21 protein-coding genes are annotated in these 23,520 nt (G+C 70.6%); 9 read left to right on the top strand and 12 right to left on the bottom strand.

Annotated features, from left to right (window positions below; genetic code table 11):
* Positions 1 to 214 precede the first annotated feature (214 nt).
* Positions 215 to 727 carry a MarR family winged helix-turn-helix transcriptional regulator gene (locus ACGFU6_RS19425; RefSeq protein ID WP_393612269.1) on the bottom strand — a complete coding sequence of 171 codons (513 nt, stop codon included), beginning with the start codon at positions 725 to 727 and terminating at the stop codon, positions 215 to 217.
* Between the two features lie 135 nt (positions 728 to 862).
* Here ACGFU6_RS19425 and ACGFU6_RS19420 point away from each other — a divergent pair, with 135 nt between their 5' ends.
* Positions 863 to 1,645: a dioxygenase gene (locus tag ACGFU6_RS19420; RefSeq protein ID WP_393612267.1), complete on the top strand. Its 783-nt coding sequence runs from the start codon at positions 863 to 865 to the stop codon at positions 1,643 to 1,645.
* Between the two features lie 97 nt (positions 1,646 to 1,742).
* On the opposite strand, the gene ACGFU6_RS19415 is transcribed toward ACGFU6_RS19420, so the two are convergent.
* On the bottom strand, positions 1,743 to 2,783 hold the full coding sequence (locus ACGFU6_RS19415; RefSeq protein ID WP_393612265.1) for a questin oxidase family protein: 1,041 nt from the start codon (positions 2,781 to 2,783) through the stop codon (positions 1,743 to 1,745).
* Between the two features lie 119 nt (positions 2,784 to 2,902).
* On the bottom strand, positions 2,903 to 3,442 hold the full coding sequence (locus ACGFU6_RS19410; protein ID WP_393612263.1) for a GNAT family N-acetyltransferase: 540 nt from the start codon (positions 3,440 to 3,442) through the stop codon (positions 2,903 to 2,905).
* Positions 3,443 to 3,589: 147 nt separating this feature from the next.
* Between ACGFU6_RS19410 and ACGFU6_RS19405 the strand changes: the two genes are divergently transcribed.
* Positions 3,590 to 4,588: an RNA polymerase sigma factor RpoD/SigA gene (locus tag ACGFU6_RS19405; protein WP_073737264.1), complete on the top strand. Its 999-nt coding sequence runs from the start codon at positions 3,590 to 3,592 to the stop codon at positions 4,586 to 4,588.
* Between the two features lie 148 nt (positions 4,589 to 4,736).
* Here ACGFU6_RS19405 and ACGFU6_RS19400 read toward each other — a convergent pair whose 3' ends face one another.
* On the bottom strand, positions 4,737 to 5,711 hold the full coding sequence (locus ACGFU6_RS19400; RefSeq protein WP_393612262.1) for a helix-turn-helix transcriptional regulator: 975 nt from the start codon (positions 5,709 to 5,711) through the stop codon (positions 4,737 to 4,739).
* Between the two features lie 62 nt (positions 5,712 to 5,773).
* Here ACGFU6_RS19400 and ACGFU6_RS19395 point away from each other — a divergent pair, with 62 nt between their 5' ends.
* Positions 5,774 to 7,348, top strand: coding sequence for an MFS transporter (locus ACGFU6_RS19395; protein ID WP_393612260.1), 1,575 nt, complete (start codon positions 5,774 to 5,776; stop codon positions 7,346 to 7,348).
* Between the two features lie 175 nt (positions 7,349 to 7,523).
* On the opposite strand, the gene ACGFU6_RS19390 is transcribed toward ACGFU6_RS19395, so the two are convergent.
* The gene (locus ACGFU6_RS19390; RefSeq protein ID WP_393612259.1) at positions 7,524 to 8,294 is read right to left on the bottom strand and encodes a DUF6227 family protein; all 771 of its coding nucleotides are present in this window, start codon (positions 8,292 to 8,294) and stop codon (positions 7,524 to 7,526) included.
* Positions 8,295 to 8,427: 133 nt separating this feature from the next.
* Positions 8,428 to 9,516, bottom strand: a complete 1,089-nt coding sequence (locus ACGFU6_RS19385) for a P1 family peptidase (RefSeq protein ID WP_393612288.1) — start codon at positions 9,514 to 9,516, stop codon at positions 8,428 to 8,430.
* Between the two features lie 263 nt (positions 9,517 to 9,779).
* Here ACGFU6_RS19385 and ACGFU6_RS19380 point away from each other — a divergent pair, with 263 nt between their 5' ends.
* The 5 genes from ACGFU6_RS19380 (at position 9,780) to ACGFU6_RS19360 (ending at position 14,065) form a co-directional block, all read left to right on the top strand.
* A complete protein-coding gene (locus ACGFU6_RS19380; RefSeq protein ID WP_393612257.1) occupies positions 9,780 to 12,002 on the top strand; it encodes a molybdopterin oxidoreductase family protein in 2,223 nt (740 codons plus the stop codon).
* A 7-nt stretch (positions 12,003 to 12,009) separates the two neighbouring features.
* Complete coding sequence (locus ACGFU6_RS19375) at positions 12,010 to 12,612, top strand: 4Fe-4S dicluster domain-containing protein (RefSeq protein ID WP_393612255.1); 603 nt, start codon at positions 12,010 to 12,012, stop codon at positions 12,610 to 12,612.
* Complete coding sequence (locus tag ACGFU6_RS19370; RefSeq protein ID WP_393612253.1) at positions 12,609 to 13,355, top strand: ubiquinol-cytochrome c reductase iron-sulfur subunit; 747 nt, start codon at positions 12,609 to 12,611, stop codon at positions 13,353 to 13,355. The genes ACGFU6_RS19375 and ACGFU6_RS19370 overlap by 4 nt, the downstream gene beginning before the upstream one ends.
* Positions 13,352 to 13,732, top strand: a complete 381-nt coding sequence (locus ACGFU6_RS19365; RefSeq protein ID WP_393612251.1) for a hypothetical protein — start codon at positions 13,352 to 13,354, stop codon at positions 13,730 to 13,732. Before ACGFU6_RS19370 ends, ACGFU6_RS19365 begins: the two co-directional genes overlap by 4 nt.
* Before the next feature lie 93 nt (positions 13,733 to 13,825).
* On the top strand, positions 13,826 to 14,065 hold the full coding sequence (locus tag ACGFU6_RS19360; RefSeq protein WP_393612249.1) for a hypothetical protein: 240 nt from the start codon (positions 13,826 to 13,828) through the stop codon (positions 14,063 to 14,065).
* Positions 14,066 to 14,073: 8 nt separating this feature from the next.
* Here ACGFU6_RS19360 and ACGFU6_RS19355 read toward each other — a convergent pair whose 3' ends face one another.
* From ACGFU6_RS19355 to ACGFU6_RS19330, 6 genes are all read right to left on the bottom strand, one after another.
* The gene (locus ACGFU6_RS19355) at positions 14,074 to 14,553 is read right to left on the bottom strand and encodes an MscL family protein (RefSeq protein ID WP_393612287.1); all 480 of its coding nucleotides are present in this window, start codon (positions 14,551 to 14,553) and stop codon (positions 14,074 to 14,076) included.
* 174 nt (positions 14,554 to 14,727) lie between these two features.
* Positions 14,728 to 15,276 carry an RcpC/CpaB family pilus assembly protein gene (locus ACGFU6_RS19350; RefSeq protein ID WP_393612285.1) on the bottom strand — a complete coding sequence of 183 codons (549 nt, stop codon included), beginning with the start codon at positions 15,274 to 15,276 and terminating at the stop codon, positions 14,728 to 14,730.
* Between the two features lie 361 nt (positions 15,277 to 15,637).
* On the bottom strand, positions 15,638 to 16,471 hold the full coding sequence (locus tag ACGFU6_RS19345; protein WP_393612247.1) for an S-methyl-5'-thioadenosine phosphorylase: 834 nt from the start codon (positions 16,469 to 16,471) through the stop codon (positions 15,638 to 15,640).
* Positions 16,472 to 16,614: 143 nt separating this feature from the next.
* Positions 16,615 to 16,992: an FmdB family zinc ribbon protein gene (locus tag ACGFU6_RS19340; protein WP_393612246.1), complete on the bottom strand. Its 378-nt coding sequence runs from the start codon at positions 16,990 to 16,992 to the stop codon at positions 16,615 to 16,617.
* A 66-nt stretch (positions 16,993 to 17,058) separates the two neighbouring features.
* Entirely contained in the window at positions 17,059 to 18,345 is a 1,287-nt protein-coding gene (locus ACGFU6_RS19335; protein ID WP_393612244.1) for an MFS transporter, read from the bottom strand.
* A gap of 466 nt (positions 18,346 to 18,811) precedes the next feature.
* Positions 18,812 to 20,473 (bottom strand): potassium/proton antiporter, encoded by a 1,662-nt coding sequence (locus tag ACGFU6_RS19330; RefSeq protein WP_393612242.1) that lies wholly within the window; start codon positions 20,471 to 20,473, stop codon positions 18,812 to 18,814.
* A gap of 276 nt (positions 20,474 to 20,749) precedes the next feature.
* On the opposite strand from ACGFU6_RS19330, the gene ACGFU6_RS19325 reads away from it, so the two are divergent.
* Positions 20,750 to 23,500, top strand: coding sequence for a penicillin acylase family protein (locus ACGFU6_RS19325; protein WP_393612241.1), 2,751 nt, complete (start codon positions 20,750 to 20,752; stop codon positions 23,498 to 23,500).
* The last annotated feature ends 20 nt before the right edge of the window (positions 23,501 to 23,520 follow it).

Genomic DNA, 23,520 nt, shown 5'->3' with positions numbered 1-23,520 from the left:
AAAACGCTCGGCTGGAAAACCCCAGCCGAGCGCCTGCGTGATCTACTGACGGCCACATAAGCCATCAGGTGTTGCGAGGACCCCAAGAATCCGCCTTCTGCGGAGCCGGGGCAGCGGTGTGTTCGGAGTGCGGCGGGTTTCGGGATGGGGCAGGTCTCGGGATGCGGCAGTTTCCGGGTGCGGCGTTGGGCGGTGCGCCGGCTGGGCGGGACGGTCAGCGGAGCCAGGGCAGGTCGGCGTTCGTGCCCTCCGGCTGCAGTCCTGCCGCGACGACCTGCATGATCTCCCCGAGCGAGCGCATCTGCTCGGGGGTGAGCCGGTCGAACACGGCCTGGCGTACGGCGCTGACGTGGCCCGGTGCCGAGCGGCGGAGCATCTCGTGGCCCTCTTCGGTGAGGACCGCGTTCTGGCCGCGCTTGTCGGACGGGCAGTCCTCGCGGCGCACCCAGCCGCTCTTCTCCAGCCGGGCGACGGCGTGCGAGAGGCGGGAGCGGGTGATCTTGGCGTCCTTGGCCAGCTCCGTCATCCGCATCTGCCGGCGAGGTGCCTGGGAGAGCTGGACGAGCAGTCCGTAGTAGATGTGCGGCATACCGGCATCGCGCTGCAACTGGCGGTCGAGGTGATCCTCCAGGAGCGTGGTCGCGTGGAGGTACGCCTGCCACACGCTCTGTTCTTCGTCGGTGAGCCAGCGCGGCGCACCGGTGGATGCCGTGGTCATGTACTCCACTGTACGACCTTTTCTTGAAAGTTGAACTAGATAGAGCTAAGGTCTCCGAAGGTAGGAACTTGAAGGTTAAAGAAGTGTTCCTTCTGAAGGTTCCAGTAGAAGACTTACCTTGAGCAGCAGTGGATGGGGAGTGCCATGACAGTCACCGCGGAGCGCATGCCCGCCCTCTACCTCTCCCACGGCGCCCCGCCGCTGGCCGACGACCCGGTCTGGCCCGGCGAGCTGGCCGCCTGGTCCGCCGGGCTGCCGAGGCCCACGGCCGTCCTGATGGTCTCGGCCCACTGGGAGGAGGCCCCGCTCGCTCTCGGCGCCACCGAGACGATTCCGCTCGTCTACGACTTCTGGGGTTTCCCCGAGCACTACTACCAGGTGCGGTACGCCGCGCCGGGCGCACCTCGGCTGGCCGAGAGCGTGCGCAAGCTGCTGCGTGGCGCCGGTACGCCGGTCCAGGACATCCCGGACCGGGGCCTCGACCACGGGGCGTACGTCCCGCTGGTGGAGATGTTCCCGGAGGCCGGCATACCGGTGCTGCAGATCTCCATGCCGACGCTGGACCCGCAGAAGCTGATGGACATCGGCCGCAAACTCGCGCCGCTGCGCGACGAGGGCGTCCTGATCGTCGGCAGCGGATTCTTCACCCACAACCTGGCCGCGCTGCGGCACCCCGGCGGCGGCACCCCCGGCTGGTCGGCGGAGTTCGACGACTGGGGGAGCCACGCGCTCCAGGCGCAGGACATCGACGCGCTGCTGGACTTCGAGAACAAGTCCCCGGCGGGCCGCCTCGCGCATCCCCGTACCGAGCACTTCGCCCCGCTCTTCGTGACGCTGGGCGCGGCGGAGGGGGAGCTCGACCGGGGGCGCAGCGTGATCGACGGATTCTGGATGGGGCTGGCCAAGCGCTCGCTGCAGTACGGCTGAGGGCTGTCTTGCGTTCGGATCGGGCCGGACGGAAGCGGGGGCCTGTCCGGGCGGCTCGGTCGCCGGCCGGACAGGCCCCCGCCTTCGTGCCAGGGGGTCAGAGCACCGGCGGGTTCAGTTCGATCGAGCGGAGCGCGGCGGCCAGTGCGACCGGTCCACCGACGTCCAGTGCGGTGTCGGTGAACTTGATGGTGTGGTCGTCTCCGTGGGCGGCGGCCCGTGCGAAGACCTCCTCGGGGGTCAGCCCGTCGGGCGCGGCCGGGTGGTCGGCGGGCCGGGCCGGGGAGTACGCGGCGGTGACCGCCGCACTGGCCGCCCACGCGGCGTCCAGGCTCGGCGCCCACAGCTCCCGGGGGAGCGCCGGCAGCGTACGCAGTACGGCGTTGGGTGCGGTCGCGGCGTGCACCAGCATCACCGGCGAGCCGTGCGCGTACGCCGCGTAGCGGTGGGTCGCGGCACGCACCAGCTCCTCCAGCCGGGTCCGGGCGAGGTCGGCGTCGGTCACCGGCTGCGGCGGCCAGACCGGGAACGCGGTGAGCTGCCCGAGCCGTTCCCGGATGCCGCCGCTCTGGTCCGGCACCCGGTCCACCGCGTCCAGCGCGGCCGCCGCACCGGCCGCCGGGGCGAGGGGGGTCAGCGGGGGGAGCGGCTGGTGGCGGGCCGCCCAGTAGCCGAGGCCGTGGGCGAGCTCCGCGACGCGGGGCGCGTTCTCGCCGGAGGTCAGCAGGGTGCGTACGCAGTGGCCGACCCGGATCACCGGGTGGGTGGCTCCGGCCGCGATGCCGGGGAGCAGCCGGGGCCACCACTCGGCGAGGACCTCGCGCCAGGGCCGGTCGGCGGTCTCCCGCTCGAAGTACGCCGTCCAGTCGGCGATCCGGCGCGGGTCGCCCAGGGCCTCGCGCCAGTTGTCCGGAGTCACCTCGGCGAACCGGTCCGGCATGTCCTCCAGTTTCGCCCGGTAGTGGTCCAGCCACCGGTGCACGCCGGGCGCCTGGCCGTGGTGCACCAGGGCCTCGACCGCCATCGGGGCGTGATTGCTCAGCCAGCCGTCCCGCTCGGGGCCGAAGGAGTGAAGCCGTTCCAGTGCCTCGTCGAGCGTGCCGGAGGTGTCGGGTGAGTTGCGCGTCGTGTCGTCCATGTCGCATCACGCTAGGGACCGCGACCGCTCTCCGTAACGGGCTGCGGTCCTAGGGAGGGTCCCGGCTCCGGTCCTAGGGCGGGCCCCTGCTCAGGTCCTAGGGAGGTACGCGAGCGGTCCTAGGGCCCCAGGTGTTTCTCGTACCACGCGACGTCCCAGTACCGGCCGAACTTCCGGCCGACCTCCGCGTACGTACCGAGGTGCCGGAAGCCGAATCGTTCGTGCAGCCGGACCGAGGCCTCGTTCGGCTGGGCGATGCCCGCGTACGCCCGGTGCAGGTCCTCGTCCGCCAGGGCCTCGAAGAGCGCCGCGTAGAGGAGGGTGCCGATGCCGCGCCCGGCGGCGCCGGGCGCGCAGTACACGCTCACCTCGACGGAGGTGGAGTACGCGGCTTTGGGGCGGAAGGCGCTGCTGGTGGCGTAGCCCAGGAGCCGGGGAGCCGGTCCGTCGACATTACGGACATCCTGAGCAACCAGGAGCCGGTGCGGGCCGTCTACAGGGTGGGAACGCAACCAGGGCAGACGTTGCTCCGGAGTGAAGGGCGCCGTGTCGAATGTGAGGGCGGTCTCACGCACGTAGTGGTTGTAAATGTCCGTGAGGGCCTCCAGATCCCTCTCGATACCTGGCCTGACCTGCGCTTCCGTGCCCGGCTGTGTCATGTGCCCTCCCTGGGTGGCGCGACAGGGTACTGCATGATCGCGAAAATGAATGCCAGGCATGGGAATTCTGTCCGGATTCCAGTCGTTGTTTCCATCGGAAGCTGGGCACCCGAAAGGGTGTCGCGACCTACTCAGCAAGGAGCACGCATGGCAACCCGTGCCGTCGCCCGACGTTCGTCCTCCACCGGCGGGACCAACCGGGCAAGCAGTGTTCGCGCCGTGGGCGGGGAGATCGCCGATCGCGACCTGGTCGGCATGTATCTGGATGAGATCGCGCGCACGCCGCTGCTCGACGCCGCCAAGGAGGTCGAGCTGTCGCAGACCGTCGAGGCGGGCGTCTTCGCGCAGCGGATACTCGACGGCGTGGTGGAGAGCGATGCCGGCGGGGCCTCGCGCGAGGAGCTGGAGGCGCTGGTAGCCGACGGCGAGCGCGCCAAGGACGTATTCATCCGGTCCAACCTCCGACTCGTGGTCGCCGTGGCCCGCCGGTATCCGCGGGCCGGGCTTCCCCTGCTCGACCTGATCCAGGAGGGCAACGCGGGCCTGGTGCGGGCGGTCGAGAAGTTCGACTACGCCAAGGGCTTCAAGTTCTCCACGTATGCGACGTGGTGGATCCGGCAGGCCATCACCCGCTCGATAGCCGACCAGTCACGCACCATCCGGCTCCCCGTCCACCTGGTGGAGGAGCTCGGCCGGATCCGCCGGGTGCAGCGCGAGTTCAACCGCGAGCACGGGCGCGACCCGGAGCACGCTGAGATCGCCGCCGAGCTGGATTCGACGACCTCGCGAGTCGGTGACGTGCTGGACTGGGCCCGTGACCCGGTCAGTCTCAACATGTCGGTCGACGACGACGGCGACACGCAGTTCGGAGACCTCCTGGAGGACACCTCCGCGGTGTCCCCCGAGCAGTCGGTGATGACACTGCTGCGCAGTGAGGAGCTGGAGGAGCTGATCGGCAGGCTCGACAACCGCACCGCTTCCATCATCCGGATGCGGTACGGAATCGAGGACGGCCGTGAGCGGACGCTGACCGAAGTGGGCAAGCAGCACGGGCTCACCAGGGAGCGAATCCGCCAGATCGAGAAGCACGCACTGCTCGAACTGAAGCGAATGGCTCACGACACGGGCTTTGACGCTGCGGCCTGAGCCCAAGTCCAGTAACCTCCGAATTGGGCCGCTTCATATCGGCCCCCCTGAGCTGAGTCCCGGCGCCCACCCCCCCCTGGCGCCGGGGCTCATCCCTTTTCCGGGGCCCGCCCCCTCGCGTTTTCGGGGCCCGCCCCCCTCGCGCCGCCTATCGCGCGGCGGACGGCGCAGCCGCGCGGGTGAGTCTGCCGCCCAGGTCGTTCAGATACGCCACCAGCTGCGGCGGCCCGTACGCGGTGAATTCGCAGTCGACCAGCGCCAGCCGCACCGCCACCCACTCCAGCGAGTCCGACAGCGCCGCCCGCAGCCGGCAGCTGTGCTCACCGGTCGCCTCCAGCGGGCCGATCGAGGCGGGCAGCCGCGAGGTGACGAACTCCGCCGGGGCCGCGAAGCTCACATCGATCGCCAGCTCCGGCTTGATGCGCGCCATGGAGCTGGCCAGGAACTCCGCCGCGTCGCCCGTGGGCAGCTCCCGCGGCGCGAAGCGGGACCCCGTGGGATATGGATCGCTCACCCGGTCGACCCGGAAGGTGCGCCATGCCTCCCGCTCCAGGTCGTACGCGACCAGGTACCAGCGCCACCCGGTGCTGACCAGGCGGTACGGCTCGACCTGCCGCCGCGTCTCGGCGCCGTCCCCCGCCCGGTAGGCGAACCGCAGCCGCTCCCGCCCCGTGACCGCCGACGCCATCACGGTCAGCGTCTGCGGGTCGATCGTCGCCCCGTCCCCGCGGGTCAGCGGCACCGTCGCGTTCTGGAGGACGGAGACCCGGTGGCGCAGCCGCGAGGGCAGCACCTGCTCCAGCTTGGCCAGCGCCCGGACAGAGGCCTCGTCGACGCCCTCGATGGCGTGGCCCGCCCCGGCCCGCAGCCCCACCGCGATGGCCACCGCCTCCTCGTCGTCCAGCAGCAGCGGTGGCATGGCCGCGCCGGCCACCAGCCGGTAGCCGCCGACCGCGCCGCGTGACGCCTCGACCGGGTACCCCAGGTCGCGGAGGCGGTCGATGTCCCGGCGGATGGTGCGGGGACTGACGTCGAGTCGTTCCGCGAGTTCACTGCCCGGCCACTCGCGCGGCGTCTGGAGCAGTGACAGCAGATTCAGCAGTCGTGCCGGGGTGTCGGTCATGTCACCCAGGATGCCCACCCATTGGGTCACGACCTGACCTAATGGGCCTTTAACTTCTTCATATGACTTCTTCCGCACCCCAGCCGTCCGGGACGGCCGCCGCCGCGGTGTCCTCGGACGCATCGGACCGCCGCCGGTGGTTCGCGCTGGCCATCGTGATGACCGCGGCCTTCATGGACCTCGTCGACGTCACGATCGTCAACATCGCCATCCCGAGCATCCAGCGGGACACCGGCGCCTCGTTCGGTTCGATCCAGTGGATCACCGCCGGATACGCCCTGGCCTTCGCCGCCGGGCTGATCACCGGTGGCCGGCTCGGTGACATCTACGGCCGCAAGCGGCTGTTCCTCATCGGGATCGGCGGCTTCACCCTCGCCTCCGCGCTGTGCGGATTCGCCGCCAACCCGGAGATGCTGGTCGCCTCGCGCATCCTCCAGGGCGGCACGGCCGCGCTGATGGTCCCGCAGGTGCTGTCGATCGTGCACGCCACGTTCCCGGCGCACGAGCGCGGCAAGGTCTTCGGCCTCTTCGGCGCGATCGTCGGACTCGGCGCCGTGTCCGGGCCGCTGCTGGGCGCGCTGCTCACCGAGTGGAACATCGCCGGTCTCGAATGGCGCCCGATCTTCCTGATCAACCTGCCGGTCGGCGTCGCGGGACTGATCCTGGGCCGCAAGTTCATCACCGAGTCCAAGGCGCCGAAGGCGCTGCGCCTCGACCTGGTCGGTGTGGTGCTGGTGACGGCCGCGATGCTCATGCTGATCTACCCCCTCACCCGTGGCGAGGAGCTGGACTGGCCGCTGTGGGGCTACCTGTCGATGGCCGGCAGCCTGGTGGTGTTCCTGGTCCTGGTGATCTTCGAGCAGCGCAAGGCGCGCCGGGACGGCTCGCCGCTGGTCGAGCTGTCGCTGTTCCGGGTCAAGAGCTTCGCCGCCGGTATCGCCGTGCAGCTGACCTTCGGTGTGGGCCTCGGCATCTTCTTCCTGGTCTGGACGCTCTACATGCAGGAGGGGCTCGGCTGGAGCGCGCTGCGGGCCGGCACGACCGGAATCCCGTTCTCGATCGCGGTCTCCGTCGCCGCCGGGATCTCCGTACAGAAGCTGGTGCCGCGCTTCGGCCGCAAGGTCCTCCAGGCGGGTGCGCTGCTGATGGCCGCAGGTCTGCTGCTCTACATCTGGGAGTCCGACCGCTACGGCATGGACATCACCTCCTGGCAGATGGCGCTGCCGCTGGTGGTCATGGGCCTCGGGATGGGGCTCATCGTGGCCCCGCTGGCCGACGCGGTGCTGTCCGAGGTCCCGAAGGAGCACTCCGGCTCCGCCTCCGGCCTCTTCAACACCGTCCAGCAGATGGGCAATGCCCTGGGGCTCGCGCTCGTCTCGGTCATCTTCTTCGGCGCGATCGGTGACCGGCTCACGCTCGCAGAGGTGGGCCCGGCGTTCGCGAACGCCTTCGAGCACTCGCTGTGGTGGGTGGTCGGAGTGCTCGCGGCCATCTTCCTGCTGATGTTCGCGCTGCCGGCCCACCCGAAGCAGCACGTGGAGGGCGGCGCTGACGTGGCCGACGGTGCCACCGAGGAGCCCGTCAGCGAGGGCCCCGTCGGCGGGGAACCCGCCGCTGAGTCCGTGCTCACGCGCTGAGCCGACGAGGTACGGGGACGAAGAAGGAGACGGGTACGGGGACGCGGCGGAGAGCGGCGCACGGGGGTCGCAGCTCTCCGCCGCGTCCCCGTACCCGTCCTTACGCCCGGCCCGTCTCCGCTCCCACGCCCGTCCCGTCTCCTTCCCCACGTCCGCCGCAAGGCACGCCGTGCCGTCAGCAGATGCGCGTACGGCTCTCCATCGCGCCGCGCGCGGTCTCCTCGTCGCCGTACACCTCGCACATGTGGCGGCCGTCGGGTGTCGCCGTGTGCTCGACCTCCCACAGGCTCGTCTCGCTGCCGTCCAGCAGCAGGAAGGCGTGCTCGTACAGCGTGAAGCCGGCGTCCCGCCCGTCCACCTGGCACTGGCACCCGAAGATCTGCGTGATGTGGTGGGCGAAGGCCGCCCGCAGGAGGTGGGCCGTCTCCTCGCCGGGCACGTCCCCGTTCTCCGCGCGGCGCAGCACGCGGCGGGCGTGGTCCGCGGAGTTGTCCGGGGCGTACATCCGGGGGAGCGGGGCCGGCGGCGCGGCCATCAGGGCCGTGAGGATCTCCAGGTCGCCCTGCGGGCCCTCGTCCCCGAAGACCGGGGCGTCGCAGAAGCCGCCCGCGAGCCGGGCCGCGGCGATGTGCGCATCGGCCTCGTCGTCGTACAGCTCGTGCTGCCGGTCGCCGGGCTGCGAGCCGCAGCGGAGGCCCTCCGGGTCCCGCTGGCCGCAGTGCACCAGCTCCCAGAGCGTTAACGGGCTGCCGTCGCACAGCAGATACGTGTGCCGGTAGGTCTCGCGGTGCAGCGTCGAGCTGTGGTGCGAGGAGTGCAGGGAACTGCTGTGGGCGAGGGCTGTGCCGAGCCGCTCCACCGTACTGTCGGGCAGGTCGAACGAGTTGAGAGCCCGTCGCAGGAGTCGTTCGAGGTGCTGCTCGGTTGTCTCGTACGGATCGCTCAAGGTGCTTCTCCAGGCCGTCGCCGCGTGTTACCCGATGCGTGCTTAACGTAGTCCCTGGGTCTGACATCGTGACCGGGGTTCAGCAAAACGTACGACGCACGCAGAAGGTTCCCGGCGTTTTGCCCGAACTTCCCTATGCGGAGGGCGAGTCGGCTACGGGTCCGCCGTCGTCCGCCGACCGCCCCTGGCGGGGCTGCGTGCCGTAGAGCTCGCCGTACGAGGGATATGTGCCGCCACCCTCGCGGCCGTTGACGCCTGTGGCCGCCCGAGCGGCCTTCACGATGGCGCGGGTCACGGCCTCCGCACCCGCCGCCAGCAGGTCGTTGAGGGCGATCGGGTCCGCCGGGTCCAGTGTCCGTTCGCCGGTGGCCAGGGCGAAAACGGTGTCCCCGTCGGTCAGCAGATGTACGGGACGGATGGCGCGCGCGAGCCCGTCGTGGGCCGTGCCGGCGAGCTTCTGTGCCTGTGCCCGGCCGAGATCGGCGTCCGTGGCGACGACGGCGAGTGTGGTGTTGAGCGGGGGGCGCGCGTTCACGTCGTGCGCCTGCGCCAGGCGCTGTCGCGCCGTGCGGTGGACCTCGGGCGCGGGGGCGACCGCCGGCTCGGCGGCCCCGTACTCCCCGTACAGCACCCCGGTACGGGGATCGAGCACCGAGCCCGCCGCGTTCACCACGACCAGCGCGCCCACCGTGATCCCGGACGGCAGCAGGACACTCGCGGTGCCCACCCCGCCCTTCAGCTGCCCGGCGACCGCGCCCGTGCCCGCGCCGACGCACCCCTCGGCGACCGCGGCCCCCGACTCCGTGCGTGCGGCGTCCTCCACGGCGGCCCGGCCGGTCGACGCATCCGGGCGGGCCCGCCAGTCGCCGCCCCGGCCCAGGTCGAAGAGGCAGGCGGCCGGGACCACCGGAACGACCTGCGCCGGATCGGCGCCGACCCGCACGCCGCGCCCCCGCTCCTCCAGCCAGGCCATCACCCCGGACGCCGCGTCCAGCCCGAACGCGCTGCCCCCGGTCAGGACCACGGCGTCGATGCGCTGCACCAGGTTGCGCGGGTCGAGCGCGTCCGTCTCCCTGGTGCCGGGGCCGCCGCCGCGCACATCGACGGCGGCGACCGCGCCGCCCTCGGGGGCGAGGATCACGGTGGTGCCGCTGAGTGCGCCCCTGCCTGCGAGCGAGGCGTGCCCGACCCGGATTCCGGCGACATCGGTCAGGGCGTCCATCCGGTGCTCCTCGGGATCGGGGTCGGGGTCGGGATCGGGGGCGTGACCATCGGGGCCGGGGCCGTGATCCGGGTTGTGAGTGGCTGGCGGCACAGGGCGAACCTACCCGCGCGCGAGCGGGAGAAGCGGGACGGCGGAACGGGAGGGATGGGAGGGACCACGAGATGGGGAGGGAAAAGGGCAGGGGGACGGGAACATTGTGTACACATTCACAAGCGAACGATGGGTCAGGGTCCCGGAACAACGCCAAGCTCGGGAGGTGTATGCGTGGCGTGCGCCATTCGCCCTGCACGACACCCCGTCACCCACCCCCGGTCACGCCGCCGCCCGGGAGATCTTCGCCGCGCACGGCCTGCACGCCGCCCGAGGAGCGATCCCGCCGCCCGAGGGGCACGCCCGTGCGGTCGGTACACCCACGCCTGTGCCCGAAGGGCATCAACGCCTACCAGCAGGTCAACCACCCCGACCGGCTCACCGCCCCGCTCATGCGCCGCTCCCGTGACGAGGAGTTCCGGGAGGTCTCCTGGGACGAGGCCCTCGACTTCACCGTCGCCGAGATCAAGCGTATCCAGCAGACCTACGGCAACGACGCGTTCGGGCTGCTCGGCGGGGCCAGCCTGTTCTCCGAGAAGACCTACCTGGTCGGCAAATTCGCACGGGTCGCCCTCAAGTCCCGGCACGTCGACTACAACGGCCGGCTCTGCATGGTCAGCGCCGCCGGCGCCAACAAGCCCGCCTTCGGCATCGACCGGGCCGGCAACCCCTTCTCCGACATCCTGCTCACCGACTGCCTGCTGATCGCCGGCTCCAACGTCGGCGAGTGCTTCCCCGTGATGACCCAGTACGTATGGGGCGCCCGGGACCGCGGGGCCAGCCTGATCGTCATCGACCCGCGCGAGACGGCCATCGCCCGGACCGCCGACATCCATGTCGCCCTCAAGCCCGGCACCGACTCGGCGTTCTTCAACGCCGTGCTCAATGTCGTCATCGAGGAAGGGCTCACCGACGAGACCTATCTCGCCGCCCACGCCACCGGCTGGGAGGAGGTGAAGGCCAAGGCCGCCGAGTACCCGCCGGCCAGGTCCGCCGAGATCTGCGGGGTCCCCGCCGAACAGATCGTCCAGGTCGCCCGCACCTTCGCCCGTGCGCCGAAGGCCATGGCCTGGCACGCCCGCGGCATCGAGCACCACTCGCAGGGCGTCGAGAACTGCCTCACCGTGATCAACCTCTGCACCGCCACCGGGCACATCGGCAAACCCGGAGCCGGATACGGGACCATCACCGGCCAGGGCAACGGGCAGGGCGGCCGCGAACACGGCCAGAAGTCCGACCTCCTGCCCGGCGGCCGCTCCATCATGAACGAGGAGCACCGCCGGCAGATCTGCGAGATCTGGGGCATCGAGGAGTCCGAACTCCCGCCCGCCGGCACATCGATGATGGAGATGGTCTGGCAGATGCAGCGCCGCGAGATCCTCGGACTGATCGGCATCTGCAACAACCCGTTCGTCTCCCTCCCCAACTACAAGGTGGTCAAGGAGGGGTACGACACGACTGAGTTCCACGCTCAATTCGACTTCTTCCTTTCCGAGACCGCTGCCAACGCGCACGTCGTCTTCCCCGTCACCACCTGGGCCGAGGACGAAGGGGTGATGGCCAACGCCGAGGCCCGGGTGGTCAAGCACAACAAGGCCCAGGACCCGCCCCCCGGCGTACGGACCGACACCTGGGTGATGTGCGAACTGGCCAAACGCCTCGGCGCGGGCGACAAATTCGCCTTCACCGACTCCCGCGAGGTCTTCGACGAGCTGCGGATCGCCTCCGCCGGCACCGTCAACGACTACTACGGCATCACCTACGAACGGCTGGAGGAGACGGGCGGAATCGCCTGGCCCTGCCCCTCCACCGACCACCCCGGCACTCCCCGCCTCTTCGAGGACGGCAGGACCTACCATCCCGACGGCAAGATCCATCTGCAGGTCGTCGAGTGGCACCCGCCGATGGACCCGTACGACGACGAGCACCCGATGTCCCTCACCACCGGACGCACCGTCGCGCACTTCCTCTCCGGCAACCAGACCCGCCGGCTCGGCGCCCTCGTCGAACAGACCCCGCGCCCCTGGGCCGAGATCCACCCCTCCCACGGCTTCCGCAACGGCGAACCCGTCCGCGTCGTCACCCGGCGCGGCAGTGAGGTATTCCCCGCCCTGGTCACCGAGGCGATCCGCCCCGACACCGGCTTCATCCCGTACCACTGGCCCGTCCCCACCTCAGCCAACGCGCTGACCATCGATGCCCTGGACCCCCGCTCCAAGATCCCGGAGTACAAGGTGTGCGCCTGCCGCATCGAGCACGCCGAGAAGATCGACGAGGTCCCCGCACCTCCTGTCGCGCCCGGGCACGTCGCCTACCCGGAGACCCAGGTCTCTCGTACCGACCCGTTGCCGCCCACGACCCCGCAGGGCCGTGGCACCTCGGAGAGGAGCTGATGCCCGCATGATGGGCAGAACGATCTTTATCGACCCGGGGCGCTGCATCGGCTGCCAGGCCTGTGTCTCCGCCTGCCGGGAATGCGACTCGCACCGCGGCAAGTCGATGATCCACCTCGACTACACCGATGAGGGCCAGTCCGTCGCCTCCCTCCCCACGGTCTGCATGCACTGTGAGGACCCCGTCGCCCCGTGCGCCGAGGTCTGTCCCGCCGACGCGATCCTGGTGACCGCGGACGGCGTGGTGCAGCAGGCGGACACCACCCGCTGCATCGGCTGCGCCAACTGCGTCAACGCCTGCCCCTTCGGTGTCCCGAAGATCGACCTCCAGGCCAAGCTGCAGATGAAGTGCGACCTCTGCTACGACCGCACCGCCTACGGCCTCGCCCCCATGTGCGCCACCGTCTGCCCGACGGGGGCCCTCTTCTACGGGACCGTCGAGGAGCTCCAGGCCGAACGCCCCGGCGTCCAGGTCGCCGACACCTTCGTCTTCGGCGAGAGCGAGGTCCGCACCGGCGTCGCCATGGTCGTCCCCGCCGACAAGGTCCAGTGGCCGGTGCCCGGCGGTCTGCCCGTCGTGGAGATCAACGGGAAGGACGTCCGCCGATGAGCGTCACCGACCAGCCGCCCTCCCGGCCGCCCGCCGGGGACCCGCGCGAGGCACTGCACGACCGGATCGCCGCGGACTCCCTGACCACCCGGCGCGACTACCTGCGGATCGTCGCCACCGTCTCCGGCGGACTCGCCCTCGGCGGGCTCGGCGTCGCCGCCGGCATCCTCCCGCGTCACGGCGACCCCGACGACGCGAAGGCACCCGAACCGAAGAAAGTCAGCGCCCAGCTGCTGCCCGGGGAGTCCGTCGCCTTCCGCTACCCGGACGAGGAGGACCGCGCGGTCGCCGTCCGGCTCAACGACGGGACCCTCGTCGGCTACTCGGCCATCTGCACCCACCTCGCCTGCGCCGTGCTCTGGCGGAAGGACCGGGGCTCCGAGGGTGAGCTGTACTGCCCCTGCCACGAGGGTGTCTTCGACGCGCGAACCGGCGAGGTCACCGCGGGACCGCCGCCCCGCGGACTGCCCAAGGTGGCGCTCACCGAGCAGCCCGACGGCAGTATCTGGGCGGTGGGCACCACGCACTCGGGCGAGAGCATCGAGCACGGCCTCTGCCGCCGGCTCGGCGACGACCGCCCGGACCTCGCCTCCCGGATCGGCTGCCCAGGGGCCAAGCGGGGCGCCGAGGCCCCCGCGGCGACCGGCGCGGGCGCCCCGCAGACCACCGGCTCCCGGACCACTGCCCCGCAGGCACCTGACGACCGGACCTCGGGCGCCCGGACCTCCGGCAGCCGGACATGAGCGATGCCCAGCAGCCCGAGCCCGGCCCGCACTACCCGGAGTACCACCCGGGCAGCACCCGGCCCGAACTCAACCGGCCCGTCCACGAGCGCTATCCCCAGATCCGGCCCACCAGCGGATACGGCGACCCCCGCGTCCGCCACACCGGACCGGGTCCGGGCGCCGGCACGGACCAGGAGCCGGAACGCTCCTCGAAGCTCACCGTCCGGCTGACCCTCGCCATGACCGTGGTCGTCGGGCAGCTCTGGGGACTGACCGTGATCATCGACGAATGGATGGAGGGCAACTCCGGCACCGCCTGGTGGGGGGCCGGATTCCTGTGCCTGTCGTTCCTCGTGGTGCTCGGCCTCTGGGCGCTGGACCCGAAGGACCGCTGAGCGCCGCCGGGCACCGGCGGGCGGCCGTACCCCGCAGGGCTGCCGGACACCTGGGCGCGGCCGGGCACCGGAGGGCGGCCGTACCCTGGGGGTATGAGTACCGCCCCCGCCCCCGGCCCGCGTGATCCCGAACCGGGCCCGCCGGACCCCTCGCACCGGCCGGACCGGCCCGAGCCCGAGCGCCGGCCGAAGCCGGCCCTGGTCTTCGACGATCCACTGGACCAGCAGTCCTCGGACGACACGGACCGGGGCTGGGGCGAGCGGTCCCCGTCCGGCAGCAGCGCCGCCGACCTGGCCCGCTTCCTCGACGAGAAGCCGCCCCACCACATCTGAGCAGCCGGCTACTCCCGGCCGCCCGGACCGGAGTCCGCGTTCCCGGAGCCCGCTGCCCCGGGATCCCCGTCCGCCGGGCCGACGCGCTGCGAGACCAGCGCGTCGCGGATCTCCTTCAGCACCTCCAGCTCGCTGACCTCCAGCGTCTCCTGCACACCCTCCTTCGCCGCCAGCATGGCCGCGCGCCTGGCGAGGTACTTCGCCATCGGCAGGACCATCAGGAAGTAGACGACGGCGGCGGTGATCAGGAAGCTGAGGGTGGCGCTGAGCACCGATCCCCACAGGATGCGGATTCCCTCGGTCGCTTCGCCCGTCTTCGGGTCCGTCGTGCACGGGCCCTTGAGGCAGGAGCTGTAGTTCGCCAGATCCTTGGTGCCGAACGCACCGACGAGCGGATTGATGACGCCCTTCACGATCGCGTTCACGATGTTGGTGAACGCGGCGCCGATCACGACGGCGACCGCCAGGTCGATCACATTGCCACGCATCAGGAAGGCCTTGAAGCCGTCCAGCAGATTGGCCTTCTTCTTCTCGCTCAAGGGTGAGCCGTCCTTCGTGTGTGCCGTAAGCGGAGTGAACTCCTCCGCAACTTACGGCAGTACACGGTGGGACGGCCCAATTCAGCACTTTCTTCAGGTGACATGGCGAGGCGTCAGTTCGAATCAGCACAGGATCACCGCAAGTCCGGCCGAGACTCCCGCGCCCGCCAGCTTCGCTGCCGCGGCCCGGGGCACGGACAACACGATGAGCGCCCCGTTCTCCGTCGGGCCCTCGGCGGACGTCTGGGGCACCTGGGCGACTCGCGCGCTCTTCGCCAGGACCCGGGCATCGGTTCCGGGCCCCTCGGGCGCGATCACATCGACGCGGTCCCCGGGCCGCAGCAGCCGCACGGTCGCCGCGTCCGCGATCCGTACCGGCGCCGACACCAGCCGCCGGACGGGCGGCGAAGCCCGCTCCCGCGCCGTCCCGGCCGTCGGTGCCGTGCCTGATACGGCACCGGCCCCGCCGGCTCCCGTAACACCGTCCCCGCCCCGGCCGCCGCTCCCGCCGAACCCCGAGACGGCCAGCACGGCAGCGGTCAGTGCCAGCCCGGCGGCCATCGCCCGCCGCCGGCGCCACGCGGCCCGCCACATCCGGTGCCCGCCACCCCCGCGCACCCGCAACGGCGCGAACGCGGGCACCCCGCAGGGCGGGGGAGCGGGCGCGCACATCAGCGGCGAGCCGGAGAAGCCGGTGGGGGCGGGCCGAGGAGACAAGGACGAGTCGGGTGAGGGGGGTGAGATGGGGCAGTCGAATGAACCGAGTGAACCGGCTGAGCTGGGTGAGCGCATGACGAACACCGCCTGGGGCGAGGGAGTTGAGGATGCGGAACCGAGCGGCCCCGGATGAACAGACCCCACGATCCGGCATGCGCGAGATTCCCGCCGAGCCCTGTGGACGGCTCACCGGATGTGGAAAACTCCCTCACCCACCTGCAAGCCCCACCTGCAAGCCCCATCCGCAAGCCCCATCCGCACGCCCCACCCACGGGGCGTGCGCACGAGGCGTGCGCACAATCCTCGTCCGCACGCCCTACGGCAGCTCGATCCCCGTGTCGATTCCCTCCAGCGCATGCGCGCACGGGCAGTCGCGGTCCGCCTCCGCGGGCAGCTCGGCCACGGCGTCGAAGAGGACCGAGCGCAGCCGGTCGACGTTGGCCGCGAACACCTTGAGTACTTCGCCGTGGGAGACGCCCTCGCCGGTCTCCGCGCCCGCGTCCAGGTCGGTCACCAGCGTCATCGTCGTATAGCAGAGTCCCAGTTCGCGGGCGAGGACGGCTTCCGGGTGCCCGGTCATGCCGACCACCGACCAGCCCATCGCCGCGTGCCAGCGTGATTCCGCCCGGGTCGAGAAGCGCGGTCCCTCGACGACCACCAGCGTCCCGCCGTCCACGGCCTCCCAGTCCCGGCCCCGGGCCGCCGCCAGCGCGGCCTTGCGGCCCTTGGGGCAGTACGGGTCGGCGAAGCCCAGGTGCACCACGTTCGGCACCACGCCGTCCGCCCGGGGCTCCCCGTCGTAGAAGGTCTGGGTACGGGTCTTCGTACGGTCCACCAGCTGGTCGGGCACGATCAGCGTTCCCGGTCCGTAGTCCGGCCGGAGCCCGCCGACCGCGCACGGGCCGAGCACCTGGCGTACCCCGACCGAGCGCAGCGCCCACAGATTGGCGCGGTAGTTGATGCGGTGCGGCGGCACGTGATGGCTACGGCCGTGCCGGGGGAGGAAGGCGACCCGGCGGCCGCCGATCTCGCCGAGGAACACGGAGTCGCTCGGCTGTCCGTAAGGGGTGTCCACGCGGACCTCGGTGACGTCCTCCAGGAAGGAGTACAGCCCCGAGCCGCCGATCACGCCGATCTCTGCGTTTGCCATGCGTTCACCCTATGGCCTGTCGTCGAACTGCCGTCTGCCGCGCGGCGCCACGTACGCACTCTCGCCGTGCCGGGGGCGCAAACGCGGGTGACCCCGCCGAGTTGGATCAGCGGGGTCACGGGCGAAGCAGGTGGGACGGCGGCTCAGGCAGCCGACGTACCGCTTGAGGAGCTCGAGGACGAAGAGCCCGAAGAACTTGACGAACTCGACGACGAAGAACCCGAAGAGGATGACGTCGACGAGGACGAAGAGGCCGAGGACTTGGTGTCCGACCCCGTCGAGGACGACGATCCGGAACCGGCGGCCTTCGCGGCGGCCGGGGCCGGCGTGCTGCTCGACGAGGAGCCGCGGCTGTCGTTCCGGTAGAAGCCGGAGCCCTTGAAGACAATGCCGACCGCCGAGAACACCTTCTTGAGGCGTCCTTCGCAGTTCGGGCACACCGTCAGGGCGTCATCGGTGAACTTCTGCACCGCTTCGAGGCCCTCGCCACACTCGGTGCACTGGTACTGATAGGTCGGCACTTGTTCCTCCTGGCACTCTGACTCAATGAGTGCTAACGACGCTCCATAGTGACGTATTCCGCTGGATCAGTCCACCGTGACCGGCCCGCGGTGACCGATCCCACGTGCCACGGTCCGCCCTGAAGGGCTCGGCAGGAGCCTGGACCGCAGTGCCAGCAGGGTCACCAGAGCCAGCACCGTACCCACCAGCGGCACCAGGAATCCGGTGCTCGCGCCGTGGGCGTCCGCGAGCTGGCCGGCGACCGTCACGGCCGCCGCCTGCCCGAGCGCGACCGCACCCGTCAGCCAGGTGAACGCCTCGGTCCTGGCGGACGCGGGCACCAGCGCCTCGACCAGCGTGTAGCCGCTGATCAGGGCCGGGGCGATGCAGAGGCCCACCAGCAGCCCGAGCGCGGCCAGCAGGGGCACCGAGTGCACCGCCCACAGGCCCGACGCGGTCAGGGTCAGCCCCGCGTACCCGGCGAGCAGCCGGCGCCGCGGCCCGCTCTTCCAGGCGATGGCACCGCAGGCGATCCCGGCCAGCATGTTGCCGGCCGCGAAGATTCCGTAGAGCACCCCGTTCGAGCCGGGGCTGCCGATCTCCTCGGCGAAGGCGGTCAGCGAGACCTGCATGCCGCCGAAGACCGCGCCGATCCCGAGGAAGGCCACCGAGAGCACGCGCACGCCGGGCACCGAAAGGGCGGAGGCGTGCCGAGGGGAGTCGCCGGTGGGCCCGGTGTCGCGCACGGACGGCTGGGTGGCGCGCTGCGCGGCGAAGAACAGGCCGCCGACCAGCGTCAGCGCGGCTTCCGCGATGAGCCCGGCCGCCGGGTGCACCCCGGTGCACAGCGCGGTGGCGATGACCGGGCCGATGACGAAGGTGAACTCGTCCGTCACCGACTCGAAGGCGGCGGCGGTGGACATCAGGGGCGAGGCCTCGCGGCCGGGCGCGGCCCCGAGCACGGCCGCCCAGCGGGCGCGCACCATCGGGCCGATCTGTGGGATGGAGGCGCCCGTCGGCACAGCGGCCAGGGACAGTGCCCAGATCGGCGCGTCCGCCAGCGCGAGCGCTGTCAGCGCGCTCACGGAGGCCGCGTGCACCAGGACGCCGGGCAGCAGGACCGCCCGCTGCCCGAAGCGGTCGGCGAGCTTGCCGGTCTGCGGCGCGAACAGTGCCATGGAGACGCCGCTCACGGCGGCGACGGCGCCCGCGCTGCCGTAGGAGCCGGTGGTGTGCTGGACCAGCAGGACGATGCCGATGGTCAGCATGGCGAAGGGCTGCCGTGCGGCGAAGCCCGGCAGGAGGAAGGTCCACGCACCCGGAGTGCGCAGCAACTGCCCGTATCCGGGGCGGTCGGAGACCGTGGACACCACGGTCCATGCCTTTCTGCCGCCTGGTGGCCGTGCTCCTGCGCTACGGGCCGGCACCTGGGGTGCGGGCCCGGTCAGGGGCTGCCGAGAGCTGTCCTCTTCGCGCGGGACTGCGGTAGATGCCGGGCGCTCACAGCAGAGGCGGAGGACGCCACGACCGCCATACGGTCGCGCCAGCTCTGCGTCAGGCAGAGTTGGTCGATCAAGATCGTTGGGTGTCGATCGTTGATGTGTCGATCGTTTGATTGTCGGTTGATCTGAAATGCGGATGGGTCGTTCACTGCCGGATGCCTGCGGCCGGCCGCCGGGGGGCGCCGGGTCCGTCGTCCGGTCCGGCCGCGGGGGTGCGCGTCACGGCCGTACGCATACTGAGCGTCGGCAAGTTTCCTTCATCGTACAGGCAGGTTTCGCTGCGTACCTGCGATTGTGGGCGAGTCACCCTCCGTAACCTGCGAACGCGGGCGCCTCCTCACTGGTGGGCCTTCGCTTCGCGTTCCTTCGCGTCTCGTGCGTCACGTTCCTTCGCCTCACGGTCCCTTGCCTCGCGGGCCCTCGCCTCGCGCACCTTCGCCCCGCGGGTCTTCATCTCCCGGGGCGGCGCCTCGTGCGGCTTCGTCTCGTCCGGTGTCCGGCCGAGCTTCTTCACCGCCTTGAGCGCGTTGGAGACGTGCGGCCCGGTGAAGGGCTCCGTGCCGGGATTGCCGTCGGTACCCAGCCAGCTCGCCAGCTTGCCGCCCTCGCCGACCGCGCGCAGCCGGGCCTCGGTCGCGTCACGCACCGGATCGGTGGTGACCACCAGCAGTTCGTCACCTCGGCGCAGCACCGTCGGCGGGGTGGGTACGAAGCTCTTGTCGTCGCGTACGACGAGGGTGACCGCGGCGCCCGACGGCAGCCGCAGTTCACCGACCTCGACGCCGTGCATCTTCGACTTGGCCGGGATGGCCACCGACAGCAGATGTCCGCGCAGCCGCTCCAGGGGTGCCGACTCGATGCCCAGGTCGGCCGCCTCGGACGGGGCCTGGCCGATCTTGAGCGCCTTCGCGAGCCACGGCAGCGTCGGGCCCTGGATGAGGGTGTAGACGATGACGAGCACGAAGACGATGTTGAAGACCCGGGTGGAGCCCTCGATACCGGACACCATCGGAATGGTCGCCAGGACGATGGGCACGGCGCCACGCAGCCCCGCCCAGGACATCAGGGCCTTCTCCTGCCACGGCAACCGGAACGGGGCCAGCGACAGGAAGACTTCCAGCGGCCGGGCCACCACGGTGAGCACCAGGCCCACGACGACGGCGGGCCAGAAGTCGTCGAGCAGATCGTGCGGGGTGACCAGCAGGCCGAGCAGCACGAACATGCCGATCTGGGCCAGCCAGCCGAGCCCGTCGGCGAAACCGCGGGTGGCGGGCCAGTGCGGGAGCTTGGCGTTGCCGAGGATCATCGCCGCGAGGTAGACGGCGAGGAAGCCACTGCCGTGCACCATGGCGCCCGCCGCGTACGCGGAGACCGCGATCGCCATCACGGCGATGGGGTAGAGGCCGGAGGCGGGCAGCGCCACGTGCCGCAGCCCGAACGAGCCCAGCCAGCCGACCGCGATGCCGACGGCCGCGCCGATCGCCAGCTCCAGCGCTATCTCGCCGACCAGCACGTACCAGTGGTCCACCGGGCCGACGGTCGAGAAGGCCACCACCAGGATCACCACCGGGGCGTCGTTGAAGCCGGACTCGGCCTCCAGGACACCGGTGATCCGGGCGGGCAACGGCACCTTGCGCAGGACGGAGAAGACCGCGGCGGCGTCCGTGGAGGAGACGACGGCGCCGATGATCAGCGCCTGCCGCCACTCCAGGCCGACCAGGTAGTGCGCCCCGGCGGCGGTCACGCCCACGCTCACCGCGACGCCGACCGTGGAGAGCATCGCAGCCGCCGGCAGCGCGGGTCTGACCTCTTTCCACTTCGTGCCGAGGCCGCCCTCGGCGAGGATCACGACCAGGGCCGCGTACCCGATGACCTGCGTCAGTTCCGCGTTGTCGAACTTGACGTCGAAGAGCCCGTCCTGCCCCATGACGACGCCGATGCCGAGGTACAGGAGCAGGCTCGGGAGCCCGCTGCGGGACGAGATCCGGACCGCCGCCACCGCGACGAGCAGGACAAGTGAGCAGACGAGCAGTAGCTCGTTGAGCGCGTGGACAGTCAGTGGCCGGTCCTTCCCTGCGAGCGCCTGCCGGATCGTGTTCCGGCGGCCGGTACTTCGTTACCTTACCTAATCTTTAACGTTTTCTTGATGCGTTCGAGTACTCGTGCGATCGCTACGCAATTCGAACCATCCCGATACCGCGTCAGAGGGGCCTCAGCGCTGCGCCTATGGTTGCTCCTGCACTCCCAGGACCACCCTGCCCCTCGAAGGACAGCGATGCCCGCCAACACAACCGCCTCTTCCGGCTCCACCGGTACCGCCGGTGGCGGGTCGCGCAAGAAGAAGGGGCGACGCGCCCGCAAAGTCGTGATCGTCCTGGTGCTGGCGCTTGTCGCGGGTATCGGATTCGGCACGTACTGGTCCGTATCGACCGTGCGGGCCTCGTACCCGCAGACCAACGGGACCGCCCAGCTCGCGGGCCTCGACAGCAACGTCGAGGTCAAGCGCGACAGCTACGGCATTCCGCAGATCTACGCGGACTCCGACGCCGACCTGTTCCGCGCCCAGGGATTCGTCCAGGCGCAGGACCGCTTCTGGGAGATGGACGTCCGCCGTCACATGACGGCCGGCCGGCTCTCCGAGATGTTCGGCTCCGGCCAGGTCGAGACGGACTCCTTCCTGCGCACGCTGGGCTGGCGCAAGGTCGCCCAGGAGGAGTACGACCACCTCCTGTCCGCGGAGACCAAGAAGAACCTCCAGTCGTACGCGGACGGCGTGAACGCCTACCTCAAGGACCGCGACGGCAAGGACATCTCCGTCGAGTACGCGGCGCTGGGCCTCACCAACGACTACAAGCCGGTGAAGTGGACCCCGGTCGACTCCGTCGCCTGGCTCAAGGCCATGGCCTGGGACCTGCGTGGCAACATGCAGGACGAGATCGACCGTTCGCTGATGACCAGCAGGCTCGACGCGAAGCAGATCGAGGACCTGTACCCGCCGTACCCGTACGACAAGCACAAGCCGATCGTCTCCGAGGGCGGGATCTCCCCGGCCACCGGGAAGTACGACCCGCAGGCGACGCCGTCCGACAGCCTCGGCTCGTCGACCGTGCAGGGCGCCACCGAGGGGCTCAACACCCAGCTCGGCGCGCTCTCCGACACCCTGGACAAGATCCCCTCGCTGCTCGGTCCGAACGGCACCGGCATCGGGTCGAACTCCTGGGTGGTCTCGGGCAAGTACACGACGACCAACAAGCCGCTGCTCGCCAACGACCCGCACCTCGCGCCGCAGCTGCCCTCGCTCTGGTACCAGATGGGGCTGCACTGCCGCAGCGTCTCGGCCACCTGCAAGTACGACACCGCCGGCTACACGTTCTCCGGCATGCCGGGCGTGATCATCGGCCACAACCAGGACGTCGCCTGGGGCTTCACCAACCTGGGCGCGGACGTCACCGACCTCTTCCTGGAGAAGGTCTCCGCCGACGGCTACCAGTACGACGGCAAGGTGAAGCCCTTCACCACCCGCGAGGAGACCATCAAGGTCGCCGGCGGCAAGGACCGGCACATCACCGTCCGTGAGACGAACAACGGCCCGCTGGTCTCCGACCGCAGCAGCGAGCTGGAGAAGGTCGGCCAGAAGGCGCCCGTGACCAACGCCGCCCCCGACCGTGCGGACGGTTACGGGGTGGCGCTCAAGTGGACCGCGCTGGAGCCCGGCCACTCCATGGACGCCGTCTTCGAGCTCAACCGTGCCAAGGACTTCACCACCTTCCGGGCGGCCGCCGAGCACTTCGAGGTCCCCTCGCAGAACCTGATCTACGCCGACACCAAGGGTCACATCGGCTACCAGGCGCCCGGCAAGATCCCGGTCCGCAAGTCCGGCGACGGCACTATGCCCAGCCCCGGCTGGTCCTCGGCCTACGGCTGGAAGAAGGACCCGATCCCGTTCGACCAGCTGCCGTACGAGTACGACCCCAAGCGCGGGTACATCGTCACCGCCAACCAGGCCGTGATCGACGAGGACACGTACCCGTACATGCTCACCAAGGACTGGGGCTACGGCACCCGCAGCCAGCGGATCAACGACCTCATCGAGTCGAAGATCAAGGGCGGCGGGAAGATCTCGACCGATGACATGCAGAAGATGCAGATGGACAACACCAGTGAGATCGCCGCGCTGCTGGTGCCCGAACTGATGAAGATCAACGTCTCGGACAAGGACGTCCGCCAGGCGCAGAAGCTGCTGGAGGGCTGGGACTACACCCAGGAGTCCGACTCGGCGGCCGCCGCGTACTTCAACGCGGTCTGGCGCAACATCCTCAAGCTGGCCTTCGGCGACAAGCTGCCCAAGGAGATGCGCGTCAAGGGCGAATGCCTGAACGTGCCGCCGGCCAAGAGCTCGGGCCCGGTCGACGAGCAGGACAGGCTGGTACGCGAATGCGGCCAGCGCGCCCCCGACTCGGCGCAGCCGGACGGCGGCGACCGCTGGTACCAGGTCGTCGAGAACCTCATGGACAAGCCGGACAGCGACTGGTGGAAGGCGCCGGCGAACCGCAAGGACAAGGCGACCGACAACCGTGAGGAGCTGTTCGCGCGCGCCATGGAGGACGCCCGCTGGGAGCTGACGGCCAAGCTCGGTAAGGACATCACCACCTGGAACTGGGGCCGGCTGCACCAGCTGACCCTGAAGAACCAGACCCTCGGTACGGAGGGGCCCGGACTGCTCCAGCGGGTGCTCAACCGGGGCCCGTGGAACCTTGGCGGCGGCGAGGCCGCGGTGGACGCCACCGGCTGGAACGCGGCCGGCGGCTACGAGGTCGTGTGGGTCCCGTCGATGCGGATGGTCGTCAACGTGGGGGACTGGGACAAGTCCCGCTGGATCAACCTCACCGGCGCCTCCGGGCACGCGTTCAGCGCGCACTACACCGACCAGACGGACAAGTGGGTCAACGGCGAGCTGCTCGACTGGTCCTACGGGACGAACGCGGTCACCGGGTCGACGACGGACACGCTGACCCTGAAGCCTTAGGGCTTTGGGGGCGGGCGGGC

This window comes from Streptomyces sp. NPDC048462, from assembly GCF_043200175.1.
Classification (GTDB): Bacteria; Actinomycetota; Actinomycetes; order Streptomycetales; family Streptomycetaceae; genus Streptomyces.
This window is presented reverse-complemented; position numbering and strand designations above follow the sequence as displayed.

Coding starts and splice junctions, on each gene's coding strand:
- ACGFU6_RS19420 (WP_393612267.1), top strand. CDS start 863: ATGACAGTCACCGCGGAGCGCATGCCCGCCCTCTACCTCTCCCACGGC.
- ACGFU6_RS19415 (WP_393612265.1), bottom strand. CDS start 2,783: ATGGACGACACGACGCGCAACTCACCCGACACCTCCGGCACGCTCGAC.
- ACGFU6_RS19410 (WP_393612263.1), bottom strand. CDS start 3,442: ATGACACAGCCGGGCACGGAAGCGCAGGTCAGGCCAGGTATCGAGAGG.
- ACGFU6_RS19405 (WP_073737264.1), top strand. CDS start 3,590: ATGGCAACCCGTGCCGTCGCCCGACGTTCGTCCTCCACCGGCGGGACC.
- ACGFU6_RS19400 (WP_393612262.1), bottom strand. CDS start 5,711: ATGACCGACACCCCGGCACGACTGCTGAATCTGCTGTCACTGCTCCAG.
- ACGFU6_RS19395 (WP_393612260.1), top strand. CDS start 5,774: ATGACTTCTTCCGCACCCCAGCCGTCCGGGACGGCCGCCGCCGCGGTG.
- ACGFU6_RS19385 (WP_393612288.1), bottom strand. CDS start 9,516: ATGGACGCCCTGACCGATGTCGCCGGAATCCGGGTCGGGCACGCCTCG.
- ACGFU6_RS19380 (WP_393612257.1), top strand. CDS start 9,780: ATGCGTGGCGTGCGCCATTCGCCCTGCACGACACCCCGTCACCCACCC.
- ACGFU6_RS19375 (WP_393612255.1), top strand. CDS start 12,010: ATGATGGGCAGAACGATCTTTATCGACCCGGGGCGCTGCATCGGCTGC.
- ACGFU6_RS19370 (WP_393612253.1), top strand. CDS start 12,609: ATGAGCGTCACCGACCAGCCGCCCTCCCGGCCGCCCGCCGGGGACCCG.
- ACGFU6_RS19365 (WP_393612251.1), top strand. CDS start 13,352: ATGAGCGATGCCCAGCAGCCCGAGCCCGGCCCGCACTACCCGGAGTAC.
- ACGFU6_RS19360 (WP_393612249.1), top strand. CDS start 13,826: ATGAGTACCGCCCCCGCCCCCGGCCCGCGTGATCCCGAACCGGGCCCG.
- ACGFU6_RS19355 (WP_393612287.1), bottom strand. CDS start 14,553: ATGCGTGGCAATGTGATCGACCTGGCGGTCGCCGTCGTGATCGGCGCC.
- ACGFU6_RS19350 (WP_393612285.1), bottom strand. CDS start 15,276: ATGTGCGCGCCCGCTCCCCCGCCCTGCGGGGTGCCCGCGTTCGCGCCG.
- ACGFU6_RS19345 (WP_393612247.1), bottom strand. CDS start 16,471: ATGGCAAACGCAGAGATCGGCGTGATCGGCGGCTCGGGGCTGTACTCC.
- ACGFU6_RS19325 (WP_393612241.1), top strand. CDS start 20,750: ATGCCCGCCAACACAACCGCCTCTTCCGGCTCCACCGGTACCGCCGGT.